Genomic DNA, 1389 nt, shown 5'->3' with positions numbered 1-1389 from the left:
ATCCTCAATTTTCTGCCATCCTCGCTACGGGCGCTATTCTCGGACAGCCTCCTAGTACGCCATTTCTGGGAACTTAATTTTAGAAAAAAGGTCAGAATTGAAATAAAAGGTCAAGAACCATTAAACGGAATGGGTCTTGTGTTTTTTTCAAAAATCGTGGTTTCAGACTATGCACAGTGTAAATAATGGTGATGCTTCAAAAATCACTTACAATCCCCACCAGGAAAGCAAAAATCAAAAAATTGATAATACTGATAATCAAGTTTCGCAAAGGGAGAGTGAAACCAACAATCCCATTACTCACAGATCATGTAATACAGCAGGGGATGTAGCTGCATCAGGTTCTGTACAGGCTGCCAGGGCCCTGCCCGATTTGCCATCAATCCACATGACAAAAAAATTTTACCGGCCCATAGATGAAAAAACTCTTATTGCTGGCTATGAACAACTTCTTACACACCGGGACTTCAGGGAATTACTTTCCAAGCATATAAATATTTATGCAGTACTGACAGATGATTGTCGGGGTGAAGGAGCTGCCAACATTATGGTTATCGGGAAACCAAAATTCAAAGTAAACGAACTGAAGAAAAACTTCTATACAACTGCTTTTCAATATATCCCAACATTAAAAGAAACACCTTGCAGTTCTGATATGATTGGTTTTTTACTTGGTACACCTTGTTGGATTGTCCATCATTTCTACGGGAATCTGAAAATAAAGTCCGCTAATTCCGGGATAATGAATCCGATTGAACAGTCAATCTTTCAAAAATTAAAACCAAAATATGAGGCGGGAGGCATTCACACTCATTTTATTGTTCTTCACAAAGATTACCTGAAGGATATCTCTCCACAGGAAGCAAGATTTATTTTTGAGCAAATCTTTGATGAATCTTTTGAAGAGTTAAAAACAATGAAAGAAGATTCAGAACCCGATGATATTAATCTGAACTCAAAAGCAACAATTGATGATCTTCCGGAAATCATACGCTTTTATGAAGAAAAAAACTCTCTGAAAAGGTATAACCTTTGGTGTTTAAATTACCTTGATAAAGCATTACTCAGTAATGTTAAATGGAAACCTAAATCCGCGAGTACACAACGCACAGAACAGAACTTTTCCTGTAAAATTCTTTGAGGCTCTTTTCGAATTCCAGACTGCTATGTAACCAGCATGTTGACTAAGGGCTAAAGCCTCTTCTTAGGGTAGACATTAAGGAATTCAAATCAGAAAACCGATTACTTTACTCCGTTGTCATTCCGTACAGGGATATGTACGGAATCCGTCTTGCAGGGATAGCCAACGGTCAGCGCGTTCACATCCATGTGAAACCAATCGTGCTTTCTAACTTCCGTGATGAGCATGAAGATTTGAGCCTTAAGACA

Annotated in this window: 2 protein-coding genes; both read left to right on the top strand. The window is 38.4% G+C overall.

The genetic code is table 11. The features are described from left to right. Window positions 1-186 (top strand): hypothetical protein (locus KDK15_RS18095; RefSeq protein ID WP_257296794.1); only part of this gene is annotated, 186 nt, incomplete at its 5' end. After that, window positions 170-1141: a hypothetical protein gene (locus KDK15_RS18090; protein ID WP_257296793.1), complete on the top strand. Its 972-nt coding sequence runs from the start codon at window positions 170-172 to the stop codon at window positions 1139-1141. The genes KDK15_RS18095 and KDK15_RS18090, both read left to right, overlap by 17 nt. Window positions 1142-1389: the final 248 nt, after the last annotated feature.

It is taken from the genome of Endozoicomonas sp. YOMI1 (assembly GCF_024606345.1).
Taxonomy (GTDB): domain Bacteria; phylum Pseudomonadota; class Gammaproteobacteria; order Pseudomonadales; family Endozoicomonadaceae; genus Endozoicomonas.
Note: the sequence above shows the minus strand (reverse complement) of the source record. Positions and strands in the feature narration are given on the sequence as shown.

Excerpts from the sequence above, each read along its gene's own strand:
- KDK15_RS18090 (WP_257296793.1), top strand. The coding sequence starts at position 170 with ATGCACAGTGTAAATAATGGTGATGCTTCAAAAATCACTTACAATCCC.